This is a genomic window from Streptomyces sp. LUP30 (assembly GCF_001746365.1).
In the GTDB taxonomy this organism is placed as follows: Bacteria; Actinomycetota; Actinomycetes; order Streptomycetales; family Streptomycetaceae; genus Streptomyces.
In genome coordinates, this window is sequence record NZ_MJAJ01000091.1 from 1 (window position 1) to 16,966 (window position 16,966).

The 16,966-nt window shown below is 72.4% G+C and carries 11 protein-coding genes; 9 read left to right on the forward strand and 2 right to left on the reverse strand.

The window, feature by feature from the left end; all coding sequences use genetic code 11:
• Nucleotides 1-123: 123 nt before the first annotated feature.
• From BG482_RS38950 to BG482_RS38970, 5 genes are read left to right on the forward strand one after another with little or no spacing between them, the layout of a single operon-like run.
• Nucleotides 124-2,337 (forward strand): sialidase family protein, encoded by a 2,214-nt coding sequence (locus tag BG482_RS38950; protein WP_069773951.1) that lies wholly within the window; start codon nucleotides 124-126, stop codon nucleotides 2,335-2,337.
• Nucleotides 2,334-4,313 (forward strand): beta-galactosidase, encoded by a 1,980-nt coding sequence (locus BG482_RS38955; protein ID WP_069773952.1) that lies wholly within the window; start codon nucleotides 2,334-2,336, stop codon nucleotides 4,311-4,313. The genes BG482_RS38950 and BG482_RS38955 overlap by 4 nt, the downstream gene beginning before the upstream one ends.
• Nucleotides 4,310-6,589, forward strand: coding sequence for a glycoside hydrolase N-terminal domain-containing protein (locus tag BG482_RS38960; protein ID WP_079142684.1), 2,280 nt, complete (start codon nucleotides 4,310-4,312; stop codon nucleotides 6,587-6,589). Before BG482_RS38955 ends, BG482_RS38960 begins: the two co-directional genes overlap by 4 nt.
• A 44-nt stretch (nucleotides 6,590-6,633) precedes the next feature.
• Nucleotides 6,634-7,347, forward strand: a complete 714-nt coding sequence (locus BG482_RS38965) for a hypothetical protein (RefSeq protein ID WP_069773953.1) — start codon at nucleotides 6,634-6,636, stop codon at nucleotides 7,345-7,347.
• A gap of 35 nt (nucleotides 7,348-7,382) precedes the next feature.
• A complete protein-coding gene (locus BG482_RS38970; protein WP_069773954.1) occupies nucleotides 7,383-8,009 on the forward strand; it encodes a chorismate mutase in 627 nt (208 codons plus the stop codon).
• Nucleotides 8,010-8,062: 53 nt separating this feature from the next.
• On the opposite strand, the gene BG482_RS38975 is transcribed toward BG482_RS38970, so the two are convergent.
• Both BG482_RS38975 and BG482_RS38980 read right to left on the reverse strand, forming a co-directional pair.
• Complete coding sequence (locus BG482_RS38975) at nucleotides 8,063-10,105, reverse strand: TIM-barrel domain-containing protein (RefSeq protein ID WP_069773955.1); 2,043 nt, start codon at nucleotides 10,103-10,105, stop codon at nucleotides 8,063-8,065.
• A 74-nt stretch (nucleotides 10,106-10,179) separates the two neighbouring features.
• A complete protein-coding gene (locus tag BG482_RS38980; RefSeq protein ID WP_069773956.1) occupies nucleotides 10,180-11,193 on the reverse strand; it encodes a LacI family DNA-binding transcriptional regulator in 1,014 nt (337 codons plus the stop codon).
• Nucleotides 11,194-11,593: 400 nt separating this feature from the next.
• On the opposite strand from BG482_RS38980, the gene BG482_RS38985 reads away from it, so the two are divergent.
• From BG482_RS38985 to BG482_RS39000, 4 genes are all read left to right on the forward strand, one after another.
• Nucleotides 11,594-13,531 (forward strand): acyl-CoA dehydrogenase family protein, encoded by a 1,938-nt coding sequence (locus BG482_RS38985; RefSeq protein WP_069773960.1) that lies wholly within the window; start codon nucleotides 11,594-11,596, stop codon nucleotides 13,529-13,531.
• A gap of 95 nt (nucleotides 13,532-13,626) precedes the next feature.
• Complete coding sequence (dxr, locus tag BG482_RS38990; protein ID WP_069773957.1) at nucleotides 13,627-14,880, forward strand: 1-deoxy-D-xylulose-5-phosphate reductoisomerase; 1,254 nt, start codon at nucleotides 13,627-13,629, stop codon at nucleotides 14,878-14,880.
• Nucleotides 14,877-16,181: an RIP metalloprotease gene (locus BG482_RS38995; protein WP_069773958.1), complete on the forward strand. Its 1,305-nt coding sequence runs from the start codon at nucleotides 14,877-14,879 to the stop codon at nucleotides 16,179-16,181. The genes dxr and BG482_RS38995 overlap by 4 nt, the downstream gene beginning before the upstream one ends.
• A gap of 227 nt (nucleotides 16,182-16,408) precedes the next feature.
• The coding region (locus BG482_RS39000) for a flavodoxin-dependent (E)-4-hydroxy-3-methylbut-2-enyl-diphosphate synthase (RefSeq protein ID WP_176741577.1) at nucleotides 16,409-16,966 on the forward strand (558 nt) is incomplete at its 3' end.

Consider the following 16,966-nt stretch of genomic DNA (forward strand, 5'->3'; position numbering starts at 1 on the left):
CGGCCCCCCTCCGCACGGCGGCGGGCAGCCGTGCCCGGTGGAGACCCCCGCCGACGCGGGCGAGCCGCCCGCCCCCGCCCCCAGCACCCCGCCTCCCCGACTCACTCCCCCCGAGGTACCCCCATGCAGGCATCCCGCCGTACCGTCCTCGCCGGCACCGCAGCCGCCGCCGCGCTCACCGCCCTGCCCGCCCTGCAGGGCAACGCCCACGCCGCGGAGACCGGCGCGAAGCCCGCCCCGGCCTACCGCTGGCGCGATGTCGCCATCGGCGGCGGCGGGTTCGTCACCGGCGTCCTCTTCCACCCCGCCGTCCGCGGTCTCGCCTACGCCCGCACCGACATCGGCGGCGCCTACCGCTGGGACGACGGAACCGCCCGCTGGACGCCCCTGACCGACCACCTCGGCTGGGACGACTGGAACCTGCTCGGCGTCGAGGCCCTCGCCGTCGATCCCGCCCACCCGAACCGCCTCTACCTCGCGCTCGGCGCCTACGCCCGGTCCTGGGCCGGCAACGGCGCGATCCTGCGCTCCGAGGACCGCGGCGCCACCTGGTCCCGCACCGACCTCACCGTGCACCTGGGCGGCAACGAGGACGGCCGGGGCGCCGGCGAGCGGCTGCTGGTCGATCCGCGCGACAGCGACACCCTGTGGCTGGGCACGCGGCACGACGGACTGCTCAAGTCGACCGACCGCGGCGCCACCTGGGAGGCCGCCGGCGGATTCCCGCCGGCCCCCGTCGCCGACGGACAGGGCGTCACGCTGCTCGTCGCCGCCGGGCGCGCGCTGTACGCGGGCTGGGGCGACTCCGACGGGACCTCGCCCCACCTGTACCGCACGACCGACGGCAGCACCTGGCACGCCGTCCCCGGACAGCCCTCCGGCGCCTCGGCGAAGGTGCCGATCCGCGCCGCCCACGACGGCCACGCCCACGAGCTGTACGTGACGTACGCCGACGCCCCCGGCCCCAACGGCCAGTCCACCGGCAGCGTGCACAAGCTGGCCACGGCGAGCGGCAGATGGACGGACGTCACCCCGGTGAAGCCGGGCGGGACGACGGCCGAGGGGGGCGTGGACACCTTCGGCTACGGCGGTGTCGCCGTGGACGCCCGCCGCCCCGGCGTGGTCGTCGTGTCCACCAACAACCGCTGGGCGGCCGTCGACACCCTGTACCGCACCACGAACGGCGGACGCACCTGGACCTCCCTCAAGGACTCGGCGGTCCTCGACGTGTCCGAGACGCCGTTCCTCACCTTCGGCGCCGGCGAGCCCAAGTTCGGCTGGTGGATCCAGGCCGTCGCCGTCGACCCCCACGACGCGCACCACATCGTCTACGGCACCGGCGCCACGCTGTACGGCACCCGGGACCTGAAGCACTGGGCCCCGCAGATCCGCGGTCTGGAGGAGACCTCCGTACGGCAGCTGATCTCGCCCCCGGCCGGGCAGGCCCACCTGATCAGCGGCCTCGGGGACATCGGCGTGATGTACCACGAGCGGCTCACGGCCTCGCCGTCGCGGGGCATGGCGGCGAACCCCGTGTTCGGGACGGCGACCGGACTGGCCCAGGCCGCGGCCGAGCCGTCGTACGTCGTGCGCACCGGGTTCGGCGACCACGGCAACGGCGCCCGGTCGCACGACGGCGGCAGGACCTGGACCCCCTTCGCCACCCAGCCCGCCCTCGCCAAGGACGCACCCGGACCGATCGCCGTCACCGCCGACGGCGGCGTGCTGCTGTGGACCCTCGTGCACGGGGACGGCACCGGGTACCCCGCCCAGCGCTCCACCGACGACGGGGCGACCTGGTCCGAGGTCCCCACCTTCCCCAAGGGCGCCACCCCGCTCGCCGATCCGGTCGACCCGAAGCGCCTCTACGCCTACGACACCGACACCGGAACCCTGTTCGCCAGCACGGACGGCGGGCTCACCTTCACCGGCCGGGCGACCGGACTGCCCTTCGGCGACAGCCAGTTCCAGCTGGCCGCGGTCCCCGGGCGCTCCGGCGACCTGTGGCTGAGCACCAAGGAGAACGGCCTGCACCGGTCCACCGACGGCGGCGTGAGTTTCACGAAGGTCGCCAGCTGCCGCGCCGCGTACGCCGTAGCCTTCGGCCGGGCCGCCGAGGGCGCCCACCACCCGGCGGTCTACCTGGTCGGAGCCACGGAGGCGATCACCGCCGTGTACCGCTCCGACGACGGCGCGCGGACCTGGACACGCATCAACGACGACCGGCACCAGTGGGGCTGGATCGGCGCGACCCTGGCCGCCGACCCGCGCGTCCACGGCCGGGTCTACATCGCCACCAACGGCCGCGGCATCCAGTACGGGGAGCCCGCCCGATGACCGCCGCCGACCGCCCCGGTCTCGCCGACGCCACCCGCGGCCGCATCCTCTTCGGCGGCGACTACAACCCCGAGCAGTGGCCCGAGGAGACCTGGCACGAGGACGTCCGGCTCATGCGGGAGGCCGGCGTCAACTCCGTCACCCTCGGCGTCTTCTCCTGGGCCCGGCTCGAACCGGAGCCCGGTGCACGGGACTTCGGCTGGCTCGACACGCTGATGGACCTGATGCACGCAAGCGGCATCGGGGTCGTGCTCGCCACCCCGACCTCCGCGCCGCCCCCCTGGCTCGGCCGGCTCCACCCGGACACCCTGCCCCGCGACGAGAACGGAAACGTCGAGTGGTGGGGCGGCCGCCAGCACTTCTCGCACTCCAGCGCCACCTACCGGCGTCACGCCGCGGCCATCACCGAGGACCTGGCCGCCCGCTACGCCGGTCATCCGGCCCTCACGATGTGGCACATCAACAACGAGTACTGCACCGCCGACCACGGAGACGAGGCGGCCGCCGCCTTCCGCCGCTGGCTGCGCGACAGGTACGGCACGCTCGACGCCCTCAACACCGCCTGGGGCACGGCCTTCTGGAGCCAGGGCTACGACAGCTGGGACGGCGTCCTGCCCGCCCGCCGCACCCACTACCTGAAGAACCCCACCCAGGTGCTGGACTTCCGGCGCTTCACCTCCGACATGCTCCTGGAGTGCTACCTCGCCGAGCGGGACATCGTCGCCCGGCACACCCCGCACATCCCCGTCACCACCAACTTCATGCCGCTGTTCGTCGGCCAGGACGCCTGGCGCTGGGCCGAGGAGGAGGACGTCGTCTCCGTCGACCTCTACCCGGACCCCCGCGACCCGCTGGGCGGCCGGCACGCCGCGCTGGTCCAGGACCTGACCCGGTCCCAGGCCCGCGGCCCCTGGATGCTGATGGAACAGGCCGCGGGGCCCGTCAACTGGCGCGGCGCGAACCACCCCAAGCCGCGCGGCCTCAACCGCCTCTGGTCCCTGCAGGCCGTGGCCCGCGGCGCGGACGCCGTCTGCTACTTCCAGTGGCGGCAGTCCCGGCAGGGCGCCGAGAAGTTCCACTCCGGGATGGTCAGCCACGCCGGGGAGCGGGGCCGCACCTTCCAGGAGGTCAAGCAGCTCGGCGGTGAACTGGCGCGCATCGGAGCCGAGGTGACGGGCAGTCACATCGAGGCGGACGTCGCCGTCCTGCACGACTGGCACGCCTGGTGGGCCGGCGCCCAGGACGGCCGCCCCTCCGTGCACGTCGACCACGTGGACGTTCTGCACGCCTGGCACGGCGCCCTGTGGGAGGCCGGCCTCGCCACCGACTTCGCCCACCCCGAACACGACCTCACCCGCTACCGGCTGATCGTCGTCCCGCAGCTCTACGCGATGACGGACGCGGCGATCGACAACCTCCTCGCCCACGTCCGCGGCGGCGGCGCCGTGGTGGCCGGATTCCTGACCGGCGTGGCCGACGAGGACGACCGGGTCCGCCCCGGCGGCATGGACGCCCGGCTGCGCGAGCTGTTCGGCATCCGCACCCTGCACGAGTGGTGGCCGCTGGAGCCCGGCGAGAGCGTCGCGACCGACGGGTTCGACGCGACCCTGTGGTCGGAGGAGATCGAAGCCGACGAGGACGCGGTGGAGAGCGCCTACAAGGGCGGCGAGCTCGACCGGCTGCCCGCCGTCCTGCACAGGGACCGCGCCTGGTACGTCTCCACCCTCCCCGAGCCCGACGCCCTGCGCGACCTGCTCGCGCGCGTCGCCGCCGAAGCGGGCGTGCGGCCCGTCCTCGAAGGCCGCCCACCGGGCGTGGAGGCCGTGCGCCGGGGCGACCTGCTGTTCCTGCTCCACCACGGCCGCGAGCCGGTCACCGTGGAGCTGCCCGGCGTCCACCACGACCTGCTCAGCGGGACCACCGTCACCGACGCGATCACGCTGGGCCGTTACGGGGCGGCGGTGCTGCGCTCATGACCGACGCCTCCTCGCGCCCGCGCCCCGCCCGTCCCCACCCCGACCACCCGGACCCCCGGCCCCTGGGCGTCGACGGCCCCGTGCACGGCACGCACGAGCACCGGCCCGCCCAGCGCTGGGAGGACGCCTTCCTCAGCGGCAACGGCCGGCACGGCGCCCTCGTGTTCGGCGACCCCCACGACGAGCGCGTCGTCGTCACCCACCACACGCTGGTCCGCCCCAACGGCGCCGAACACGCCCGGCCGCCCGAGCTGGCCGCCGAACTGGCCGCGCTGCAGGACAGGCTGCTCGCCGGCGACCTGGCCGCAGCCGAGGCCTTCACCGACCACCGGCCCCTGCAGTGGGTCCAGCCCTTCCACCCCGCCTTCCAGCTGCGGCTGAGCGCCGCGCCGTCCGACGAGCCGCGCGGTGACGCGGACCACCTGCGCTCCGTCGACTTCGCCACCGGCGAGACCACGGCGAGCTGCGCCGGCGGCGCCGGACGGCTCTTCGTCTCGCGCGCCGACGACGTCATCGTCCAGGAGGTCACCGGCCTCGACCTGGACGTCCGTCTGGACCACCGGCTGCCCGGCGCGCCCGCCGACCTCGCCGTGGGCCAGGGGACCGTCCTCACCCCGGACGGCGCCCTGCTCACCCTGCGCGCCCGCTACCCGGACAGCGACCGCGGCTACACGGGCGTCACGCTCGTCGTCACCGGCGGCCGCACGTCGCTCCTGCTCCCCGGCGTGCGGATCACCGGCGCCGCGTCCGTGCTGCTGCTCACCCGCGTGCGCCGGCACGACGGCGAACCGGACGTCGCCCGGGAACGGCGCGCCCTGGCCGATCTGCCGCACTCCTACGACGAGCTGCTCGCCCGGCATCTCCCGCTGCACCGCACCGCCTACGAACGGGTCGTCCTCGACCTGCACGCCGACCCGGGCGAGCGCCTCCTGCCCGGCAGCGAGCTGCTGGAACGCCCCCGGAGCCCCGCTCTGCTGGAGCGCCTCTTCGCCGCCGGCCGCTACCACCTGCTGTCCTCCTCAGGGCTCCACCCGCCCCGGCTGACCGGCCTGTGGACCGGCGACTGGGACACGGCCTGGTCCGGGGCGTTCACCAACGACGCCAACCTCAACCTCCAGACCTCCTCCGCCGCGGCAGCCGCCCTCCCCGAGGTCACCGACGCCCTGGCCGGCCTGATCCACCGCCAGCTCGACGACTGGCGTGAGAACGCCCGCGCGGTGTTCGGCGCCCGGGGCGCGGTCGCGCCCGCGCACAGCGACGGCGAGTCCGGGCTGGCCTACCACTTCAGCCGCGAGTACCCGCTGCACCTGTGGACGGCCGGTGCGGACTGGCTGCTCAAGCCGCTCGTCGACCACGACGAGAGCCGCGGCGAGCGCGATCCGCGCACCGCCGCAGCCCTCGCCGAGACCGCGCTCTTCTACGAGGACTTCCTCACCCGCACCGACCCCTACCACCCGGACGGCCGGCTCGTCGTCGTCCCCTCCTACTCGCCCGAGAACCGCCCGGCGGGCGCGAGCTGGGGCGCCCTCAACGCGGCCATGGACCTCTCCGCGGCCCGGCACGCGCTGCTGACCGCCGCCGCCTACCACCCGCACACCCCCGAGCGGGCCGCCCGCTGGCGCGCCCTCGCCGACCGGCTCCCGCCACACCGCGTCAACGCCGACGGCGCCCTCGCCGAATGGGCCAGGCCCGGCCTCGACGACAGCTACGACCACCGTCACCTCAGCCACCTCTACGGCGTCTGGCCGCTCGACGAGATCACCCCCTACGACACCCCCGACCTGGCCGCCGCCGCGCTCCGCGCGCTGGAACTGCGCGGCGCCGAGAACGACTCCGCGCACGGCCACCTCCACCACGCCCTGATCGCGGCGCGTCTGCGCGACGGACGCCGGGTCGCCCGCGCGCTCGACTCCGTGCTGGGCGGCGACTTCTTCCACGCCTCCCTGATGAGCTCCCACTATCCGCGCCGCGACGTCTACAACGCCGACGCCGCGCACACCCTGCCCGCGGTGCTCATCGAGTCGCTCGTCCAGTCGACCCCCCACCGGCTGGTCCTGCTGCCCGCCCCGGTCCCCGCCCTGCGCGAGGGCGAACTGCGAGGCGTGCGCACCCGGTTCGGCGCGGAGCTGGACCTGTCCTGGGGCCCGAGCGGCACCCGGGCCGTCCTCAGGCCGCACCGCAGCCACCGCATAGAAGTCCGGACTTCCTCCGGCGGGACCCGGTCGCTCGACCTGGTCGCCGGAGAAGACCGCGTCCTCACCCCGGGGACGTGGTAGCCCCCACGGAATCCCGCTCTCCCCCCACCCATGGAAGGGACACCATGGCAACTCGTACGCTCCGCAGGATCATCATGGCGACACTGGCCCCGGCCCTCGCGCTCGGCGCCACCGTCGGCCTCGCCTCCGCCCCCGCCTCGGCCGCCGTCTGGAACTCCTGCGACCAGTGGGGCAACACCAGCCTCAACGGCTACACGCTCTACAACAACATCTGGGGCTCCGGCGCCGGCAGCCAGTGCATCTGGGCCAACTCCGGCACCAACTGGGGCGTCTGGGCGAACCACCCCAACACCGGCGGCATCAAGTCGTACCCCGACTCCAAGAAGGTGATCAACAAGTCGATCACCTCGCTGGGCTCGCTCTCCAGCAACTACAACGTCACCGTCCCGTCGTCCGGCGCGTACAACACGTCGTACGACATCTGGGACACCGCACACCGCTACGAGATCATGCTCTGGGTCAACAAGACCGGAGCCGTCGGCCCGCTCGGGTCCTCGCAGGGCAACGTCACGCTCGGCGGTCACTCCTGGACCGTCTACAAGGGCAGCAACGGGGCCAACGCGGTGTTCTCCTTCATCCGCACCTCCAACTCGACCTCCGGCACGGTGAACATCCTGCCGATCCTCAAGTGGATCAAGGACACCAAGGGCTGGTTCGGCAACGAGACCATCGGCGACCTCCAGTTCGGCTACGAGATCACCTCGTCCTCCGGTGGCCTGAATTTCACCACCAACAACCTGACCGTCAGCAGCAGTTGACCTGACCATGGGGCGGCGTCGGGTTGGATGACAGCATGCGAACGACCACCCCCCTGCGCCGCCTGCTGACCACCGCGACCGCGACCGCGGCCGTCGCTCTCGCCACCACGGGAGCCGCGGTCGCGGTCCCGGCCGCCGGCGCCCCCACCGCCACCGTGTCCGCCCCCCTCGCCTCCCGCCCCGTCCTCGCCCTGCACCCGGTCGTCGAGCTGTCCGCGGAGCGCCTCGCCACCGCCGACCTGGTCGCCGCCGCGAAGTGGGGCACGAACAGCCCCGTCGACGACCCCGCCCGCGAGCAGCAGGTCCTCGACGCCGTGGCCGCCCGGGCCACGGAGCTGGGGGCCGACCCGGACGAGATCCGGACGATCTTCCGCGACCAGATCGAGGCCAACAAGATCGTGCAGCGCGGCCTCTTCCGGCGCTGGACGGACCACCCCGACCAGGCGCCTGTCACCCGCCCCGACCTGGCCGTCGTACGGCAGGAGATCAACCGCGTCACCGGCGCGCTCGTCGAGGCCCTCGCCGCCACGGCCACCGACCGCGGCGGCCCGGTCTGCCGCCCCGAGCTCGCCCTGGCCGCCCTCCGGGTCCACCACGAGAACCGCCTCGACGCCCTGCATACCCGCGCGCTCGTCCGCTCCCTGGCGTCCGTCTGCCGCTGACCCGCACGACGACGCGGCCGGCCCCCCGTCGGGACCGGCCGCGTCGGCGACGGCTACTCCGCCACAGGCAGCCGCGCACCGTCCCGCAGGAACAGCGGGAGCCGGTCCAGCGGGGCGTCGACCGTCACGGCCGCACCGCCCTCGTACGTCTCGCCCGTCCACGCGTCGGTCCAGCGCGCCCCCGCAGGCAGGTACGCGGTGCGGGCCGTGGCGCCCGCCGTCAGCACCGGGGCGACGAGCAGGTCCCGGCCGAAGAGGTAGGAGTCGTCCACCGACCAGGCCGCCCGGTCGTCGGGGAACTCGAGGAACAGCGGCCGCATGGGCGGCAGGCCCTCCTCGTGCGCCTCCCGCATCACCCGCAGGACGTACGGCTTGAGCCGCTCCCGCAGCCGCAGGTACTTCTCCAGGACCGCGCCGGCCTCCTCGCCGTAGGACCACACCTCGTTCGGGCCGCCCGTCATGTCCGGGCCCAGCGCCATGCCGGGGTCGCGGAAGCCGTGCAGCCGCATCAGCGGGGACAGCGCGCCGAACTGGAACCAGCGGACCATCACCTCCCGGTACCGCGGGTCGTCCGGGTCGCCGCCGTGGAAGCCGCCGATGTCGGTGTTCCACCACGGGATGCCCGACAGCGCGGTGTTCAGGCCGGCCGCGATCTGACGGCGCAGGGTGGGGAAGTCGGTGCCGATGTCACCGGACCACAGGGCGGCGCCGTAACGCTGGCTGCCTGCCCAGGCCGAACGGTTGAGGCTGATGATCTCCTCCTCGCCGGCCGCGCGCAGACCCTCGTAGAAGGTGCGGGCGTTGTCGGCCGGGTAGATGTTGCCGACCTCCAGCCCCGGACCCGCCCAGTACCGCAGGTTCTCCTGGAATCCGGGCTTCAGCTCGGGCTCGCAGGCGTCCAGCCAGAACGCCGTGATCCCGTACGGGGTCAGGTAGTTGTCGCGGATCTTCGACCACAGGAACTCCCGGGCCTCGGGGTTCGTCGCGTCGTAGAACGCCACCTGGACGGTCGAGGCGACGCCCTTGTCCGGCCAGTCGGCGTGGGCCATCGGGCCGTACTCGGTGCCGATGAAGTAGCCGCGCTGCTCCATCACCGGATGGTTCTCCGACAGCGGGGACACCGACGGCCACACCGACACCACCAGCTTCACGCCCAGCTCGTCGAGTTCACGGACCATCGCCGCCGGGTCGGGCCACTCCCTCGGGTCGAACTTCCACTCGCCGAGGTGCGTCCAGTGGAAGAAGTCGCAGACGATCGCGTCCAGCGGCAGGCCCCGGCGCTTGTACTCCCGCGCCACTTCGAGGAGTTCGTCCTGGGTGCGATAGCGCAGCTTGCACTGCCAGAAGCCGGCCGCCCACTCCGGCAGCATCGGGGTGCGGCCGGTGACCGCGCTGTAGCGGCGCTGGGCGTCGGCCGGGGCGCCGGCCGTGATCCAGTAGTCGATCTGACGGGCCGAGTCCGCGACCCAGCGGGTGCCGTTGCCGGCCAGTTCGACCCGGCCGATCGCCGGGTTGTTCCACAGCAGCGTGTAGCCGCGGCTGGAGGTGAGCACCGGGATGCCGACCTCGGCGTTGCGCTGGACCAGGTCGAGGACCAGGCCCTTCTGGTCGAGCCGCCCGTGCTGGTGCTGGCCCAGCCCGTACAGCTGCTCGTCGTCGTACGCGGCGAACCGCTGCTCCAGCCGGTGATGGCCGTGACCGACCGCCGTGTACAGCCGCGAGCCCGGCCACCAGAAGTGGGCGCGCTCCTCGGCCAGGATCTCCGTGCGGTCGTCCGTGCGCAGAAAGCGGACCAGGCCCTCGGCGTTCACCTCCACGGTGAGCGCGCCGACCGTCAGCTGCCCCTCGTCGTCGCCGATCTTGACCGTGCTCTCGGTGGCCGGCGGCTCGTCGAGCAGCGCGCCCGGCAGCCCCCGCAGGATCGGCCCGCCGAGCCGGGCGCGCACCCGGACGGCGTCCGGACCCCAGGGTTCGACGCGCAGGGTCTCCTGGCGGCCGCTCCACTCCAGCCCGCCGCCTTGCTCACGGAAGGTGCCGACGGTGGGGGAGGACTGCGCGAGGCTGACCTGAGGCTGGCTTTCGGCAGGCTGGTTCATGTGGAGTGCTCCTTGAAGGAGTGCAGACATGGCGGTGCCCCGGCGAGGGCACGACAGCAAAAAGCGGGGGTGGCTCAGGAGGAGGCGGGGACCGGTCCGGTGCTCGCCCGGACCGTCAGTTCGGGCGCGATCAGGACGACCTCGTCCCCGCCGTGCCCCTCCAGCTTGGCGACCAGGCGTTCCACCGCGTGCCGGCCCATCTCCTGCGCGGGGATGGCGACGGAGGTCAGCCGCACCGAGGCCTGGACGGCGACCTGGTCGGGGCAGATCGCCACCACGGAGACGTCCTCGGGCACGGCCCGGCCCTGCTGGCGCAGCAGTGCGAGCAGCGGCTCCACCGCCGACTCGTTCTGCACGACGAAGCCGGTGGTGCCCGGACGTTCGTCGAGGATCCGGGCCAGAGTCACGGCCATCGCGTCGTATCCGCCCTCGCACGGCCGGTGCAGCAGCCGCAGACCCAGCTCCCTCGCCCGGCGGCGCAGTCCGTCGAGCGTGCGCTCGGCGAAGCCGGTGTGCCGTTCGTAGACCGCCGGGGCCTCGCCGATGACGGCGATGTCGCGGTGCCCGAGCGTGGCCAGATGCTCCACGCACAGCGCGCCGGTCGCCCCGAAATCCAGATCGACGCAGGTCAGTCCCGAGGTGTCGGCCGGCAGGCCGATCAGGACGGAGGGCTGGTCGGTGGAGCGCAGCAACGGCAGTCGCTCGTCGTCGAGTTCGACGTCCATCAGGATCATCGCGTCGGCGAGGCCGCTGCCGGTGACACGGCGGACCGCGTCCGAACCCTCCTCGCCGGTGAGCAGCAGGACGTCGTACCCGTGCGTCCGTGCCGTGGTGGCCACCGCGATGGCGATCTCCATCATCACCGGCACGTAGATGTCGGTGCGCAGCGGGATCATCAGCGCGATGATGTTCGACCTGCTGCTGGCCAGGGCGCGCGCGCCCGCGTTCGGGTGGTACCCGAGCTCCCGGATGCTCTGCTCGACGCGCTGCCGGGTGGTCGTGGAGATGGACCGCTTGCCACTGAGGACATAGCTCACCGTGCTCGCCGAGACTCCGGCGTGCTGGGCGACCTCGGCGAGGGTGACCATCCAGCTCTCCAAGTTTTGTGAAGCGCTTCGACAGTGCGCGTTGCGAATAGGGGCGGGTGAGGGTGGTTCGACAGTAGCTCTAGCGCGAGTGGGTGTCCATAGGTTGTCGAAGCGCTTCGACAGCGAGTTGTGGCGGATTGGTGGAGAAGAGTACGGGAAGCGGCCCCGGGAGTCGCCCACACCCGTTCGGCGCAGGCCGCGCGGCCCCGGGAAGCCTCCGCCCGGGCGCCGTGGGACACCGGGACGCAGCCCCTCCCGGGCCCGGCCGGCGGGTCCGCTCCCGGCTCGAGGACCCGCGCGTGGGGTGGCCACCGCGGCCCGGATCGGGTACCAACGATCGGGTAGCACCCATCGGTAACCAATGTGGTCCGAGATCCCGATTCGCGGCGAGGTGAGCCTCATGTCCGCACCACCCCTCAAGAAACCCACCGTCACCGAGCGTGAGGCCCGACAGGTCGCCGAGGCCGCGCGGGAGCAGGACTGGCGCAAGCCCAGCTTCGCCAAGGAACTGTTCCTGGGGCGTTTCCGCCTCGACCTCGTCCACCCGCATCCGGTCCCCTCCGACGAGGCCGTCCGGCGGGGCGAGGCGTTCCTCGCCAAGCTCCGCGACTTCTGCGAGACGCAGGTGGACGCGGCCCGCATCGAACGCGAGGCCCGCATCCCCGACGAGGTCGTGCGCGGGCTCAAGGAGCTCGGCGCCCTCGGCATGAAGATCGACCCCAAGTACGGAGGCCTGGGCCTCACCCAGGTGTACTACAACAAGGCGCTGGCCCTGGTGGGCTCCGCCAGTCCCGCCATCGGGGTGCTGCTGTCGGCGCACCAGTCGATCGGCGTGCCGCAGCCGCTGAAGATGTTCGGCACCCCCGAGCAGAAGCAGAAGTTCCTGCCCCGCTGCGCCACCACCGACATCAGCGCCTTCCTGCTCACCGAACCGGACGTCGGCTCCGACCCGGCTCGCCTGGCGACGAGCGCGGTGCCCGACGGCGACGACTACGTCCTCGACGGCGTGAAGCTGTGGACGACCAACGGCGTCGTCGCCGACCTGCTGGTGGTGATGGCACGGGTCCCGAAGAGCGAGGGCCACAAGGGCGGCATCACCGCCTTCGTCGTGGAGTCGGACTCACCCGGCATCACCGTCGAGAACCGCAACGCCTTCATGGGCCTGCGCGGCATCGAGAACGGCGTCACCCGCTTCCACCAGGTCCGGGTCCCGGCCGCGAACCGCGTCGGCCCCGAGGGCGCCGGTCTGAAGATCGCCCTGACCACGCTCAACACCGGCCGGCTCTCCCTGCCGGCGTCCTGCGTGGCCGCCGGCAAGTGGTCCCTGAAGATCGCCCGTGAGTGGTCGGCGGCCCGCGAGCAGTGGGGCAAGCCGATCGCCCACCACGAGGCGGTCGGCGCGAAGATCTCCTTCATCGCCGCGACCACCTTCGCCCTGGAGGCGGTGCTCGACCTGTCCTCGCAGATGGCCGACGAGGACCGCAACGACATCCGCATCGAGGGTGCGCTGGCCAAGCTCTTCGCCTCCGAGATGGGCTGGCGGATGGCCGACGAACTGGTCCAGATCCGCGGCGGCCGCGGCTTCGAGACGGCGGAGTCCCTCGCGGCCCGCGGCGAGAAGGCCGTTCCCGCCGAACAGGTCCTGCGCGACCTGCGGATCAACCGCATCTTCGAGGGCTCGACGGAGATCATGCACCTCCTCATCGCCCGTGAGGCCGTCGACGCCCACCTCACGGTCGCCGGCGACCTCATCGACCCCGACAAGTCCCTCCAGGACAAGGCGAAGGCGGGCGCGAACGCCGGTGTCTTCTACGCCAAGTGGCTGCCGAAGCTGGTCGCGGGTCCGGGGCAACTGCCGTCTTCGTACGGGGAGTTCAAGCACGCCGGCGTCGACCTGTCGCCCCATCTGCGGCACGTCGAGCGGCACGCGCGCAAGCTCGCCCGCTCCACCTTCTACGCCATGTCCCGCTGGCAGGGCCGGATGGAGACCAAACAGGGCTTCCTCGGCCGGATCGTCGACATCGGCGCGGAGCTGTTCGCGATGAGCGCGGCCTGTGTGCGCGCCGAACTGCTGCGCTCGCGCGGCGAGAACGGCCGCGAGGCCTACCAGCTCGCCGACGTGTTCTGCCGGCAGTCCCGCATCCGCGTCGACGAGCTCTTCGCGCGGCTGTGGCACAACACCGACGATCTGGACCGCAAGGTCGTCAAGGGCGTCATGGCGGGCGCCTACGAGTGGCTGGAACAGGGCGTCGTCGACCTGTCCGGGGACGCTCCGTGGATCGCCGACGCGACCCCCGGCCCCAGTGAGCGGGAGAACGTCCACCGCCCGATCAGGTGATCCTTCGAACACGGTTCCCAGGCGGCCGGGTCGCAGGGCGTCCCCCAGGGGGACGCCCTGTCCTGCCGCCTTCCCGTTGCGGCAACAATGGGGGGATGAGCGACAGTCCAGCCCCCCTCGCCGACCCGCACCTCGTCCACGACCCCGTCGAGGGCGACGGCCCCAAGGACGTGGTGATCCTCGGTTCCACCGGTTCGATCGGGACCCAGGCCATCGACCTCGTGCTGCGCAACCCGGACCGCTTCCGGGTGACCGGCCTGTCCGCCAACGGCGGCCGGGTCGCCCTCCTCGCCGAGCAGGCCCGCCGGCTGCGGGCGCGGACCGTCGCGGTCGCCCGCGAGGACGTCGTGCCCGCCCTGCGTGAGGCGCTGGCCGCCCAGTACGGCACGGCGGAGCCGCTGCCCGAGATCGTCGCGGGTCCCGGCGCGGCCACCGAGCTCGCCGCCTCCGACTGCCACACCGTGCTGAACGGCATCACCGGCTCCATCGGCCTCGCGCCCACCCTCGCCGCCCTGGAGGCGGGCCGCACCCTCGCGCTCGCCAACAAGGAGTCGCTCATCGTCGGCGGCCCGCTGGTCAAGGCGCTCGCCGGGCCGGGGCAGATCATCCCCGTGGACTCCGAGCACGCGGCCCTCTTCCAGTGCCTCGCCGCCGGCACCCGGGCCGACGTGCGCAAGCTGGTCGTCACCGCCTCCGGCGGTCCCTTCCGCGGCCGGACGAAGGCGGAACTGGCGAACGTGACGGTCGAGGACGCCCTCGCCCACCCCACCTGGTCCATGGGCCCGGTGATCACGATCAACTCCGCGACCCTCGTCAACAAGGGCCTGGAGGTCATCGAGGCGCACCTGCTCTACGACATTCCCTTCTCGCGCATTGAGGTGGTCGTCCACCCTCAGTCGTATGTCCACTCGATGGTTGAGTTCACGGACGGATCGACACTGGCGCAGGCGACGCCCCCCGACATGCGCGGGCCCATCGCCCTCGGCCTCGGCTGGCCCGGGCGTGTCCCGGACGCCGCCCCCGCCTTCGACTGGAGCACCGCGTCGACCTGGGAGTTCTTCCCCCTCGACGAGGAGGCCTTCCCCTCGGTCGGCCTCGCCCGGCACGTGGGCGAGCTCGCGGGCACGGCCCCGGCGGTGTTCAATGCCGCAAACGAGGAGTGCGTGGAGGCGTTCCGCAGAGGCGCGCTGCCGTTCAACGGCATCATGGAGACCGTCACCCGGGTCGTGCACGAACACGGCACTCCGGTGACGGGAACTTCACTGACCGTGTCGGACGTCCTCGAAGCGGAGACCTGGGCACGGGCCCGGGCCCAAGAACTGACGGCTACCGCGGAGGCGCGTGCATGACAGCCCTGATGATGATCCTCGGCATAGTCGTCTTCGCGGCGGGGCTGCTGTTCTCGATCGCCTGGCACGAGCTGGGGCACCTGTCCACGGCCAAGCTCTTCGGCATCCGGGTCCCGCAGTACATGGTCGGCTTCGGCCCGACGGTCTTCTCACGCAAGAAGGGCGACACCGAGTACGGCGTCAAGGCGATTCCGCTCGGCGGCTACATCCGCATGATCGGCATGTTCCCGCCGGGCGAGGACGGCCGGATCACGGCCCGCTCCACCTCGCCCTGGCGCGGCATGATCGAGGACGCCCGCTCGGCGGCCTACGAGGAACTGCAGCCGGGCGACGAGACGCGCATGTTCTACACGCGCAAGCCCTGGAAGCGCGTCATCGTGATGTTCGCCGGGCCCTTCATGAACCTGGTGCTCGCGGTCGGGCTGTTCCTCACCGTGCTGATGGGCTTCGGCATCTCCCAGCAGACCACCAGCGTCAGCTCGGTCTCCCCGTGCGTCATCGCGCAGAGCCAGAACCGTGACGCCTGCAAGCCGTCCGACCCGGCCTCCCCGGCCGCGGCCGCCGGAATGAAGCCGGGCGACCGGATCGTCTCCTTCGCCGGCGAGAGGACGGACGACTGGGACACCCTCTCCGACCTGATCCGGGTCAGCGCCGGCAAGGACGTCGCCATCGTCGTCGAGCGCAAGGGCAGCGAACTGACCCTGCACGCGAAGATCGCCACCAACATGGTCGCCAAGAAGGACTCCAGCGGGGCGTACGTCCAGGGCCAGTACGTCAAGGCCGGATTCCTCGGCTTCAGCGCGGCCAACGGCGTCGTCAAACAGGACTTCGGCGACTCCGTGTCCTGGATGACGGACCGGGTGGGCGAAGCCGTCGACTCCCTCACCGCCCTGCCCGGCAAGATCCCGGCCCTGTGGAACGCGGCCTTCGACGGCGCGCCCCGCGAACCCGACTCGCCCATGGGCGTGGTCGGCGCGGCCCGCGTCGGCGGCGAGATCTTCACCCTGGACATCCCGGCCTCGCAGCAGCTCGCCCTGGCCGTGATGCTCGTGGCCGGCTTCAACCTCTCCCTGTTCCTGTTCAACATGCTCCCGTTGCTGCCGCTCGACGGCGGACACATCGCGGGCGCCCTGTGGGAGTCGCTGCGCCGCAACGTGGCCAAGGTCCTGCGCAGGCCGGACCCGGGCCCGTTCGACGTGGCGAAGCTGATGCCGGTCGCGTACGTGGTCGCGGGCATCTTCATCTGCTTCACCGTGCTGGTCCTGATCGCGGACGTGGTCAACCCGGTGAAGATCTCGTAGCGGCAGGTCCTCGCCGCCCCCGTGGCCGGCGGTCCGGGACGGCCCGGCACTCTTCCCGTGCCGGGCCGTCCCGCGTCACTCGGGTTTGACGGCAGAGGGGTGCCCCGCCCGAGTGGTTCCCGGGTGCGGAAGTGCTCCCGCCCCCGCCGGTGCCGTAATCTCGAAGCCTGGAACCCGCCTGAAGACGGGACCTGGGCCTTGATCCACGACTTGGGGTTGCACAGCAGATGACTGCGATTTCTCTCGGCATGCCGTCCGTTCCGACCAAGCTCGCCGAGCGCCGCAAGAGCCGGCAGATCCAGGTCGGCTCCGTGGCGGTCGGCGGAGACGCCCCGGTGTCGGTGCAGTCGATGACGACGACGCGTACGTCGGACATCGGTGCGACGCTGCAGCAGATCGCGGAGCTGACGGCGTCGGGTTGTCAGATCGTGCGGGTGGCGTGTCCGACGCAGGACGACGCGGACGCGCTGGCGACGATCGCGCGCAAGTCACAGATCCCGGTGATCGCGGACATCCACTTCCAGCCGAAGTACGTGTTCGCCGCGATCGAGGCGGGCTGTGCGGCGGTGCGGGTGAACCCGGGCAACATCAAGCAGTTCGACGACAAGGTCCGGGAGATCGCCAAGGCGGCGAAGGAGCACGGCACGCCGATCCGTATCGGTGTCAACGCCGGTTCGCTGGACCGCCGTCTGCTGCAGAAGTACGGCAGGGCGACCCCGGAGGCGCTGGTGGAGTCGGCGCTGTGGGAGGCGTCCCTCTTCGAGGAGCACGACTTCCGCGACATC